Annotated in this window: 1 pseudogene; it reads left to right on the top strand. The window is 69.6% G+C overall.

What is annotated here, in order from left to right:
* A pseudogene (locus SB822_RS59080) lies at positions 1 to 253 on the top strand (hypothetical protein); the annotation flags it as partial.

Raw genomic sequence — 253 nt, 5'->3', positions numbered from 1 at the left:
CGAGGACAGCAACAAGGCCGACGGGATCATCCTGCTCGGCTACGGCGATTACCACGAGTCGCGCGCTCGCCTGCAGCGGCTGGTCGAACAGGGCACGCATTTCGTGCGCTGGGGCGCCGCCCTGCCCGACCAGCCCGGGGTGTCGATCGGCAGCGACAATTTCCTCGGCGGCTTCGACATCACCGCCCACCTGCTGGCCCAGGGCGCGCGGCGGATCGCCTTCCTGGGGCATGCCTCGAGCCATTACCCCGAG

Origin of the sequence: Paraburkholderia sp. SIMBA_054 (assembly GCF_046534875.1) — a bacterium.
In the GTDB taxonomy this organism is placed as follows: Bacteria; Pseudomonadota; Gammaproteobacteria; order Burkholderiales; family Burkholderiaceae; genus Paraburkholderia; species Paraburkholderia hospita.
This window is presented reverse-complemented; position numbering and strand designations above follow the sequence as displayed.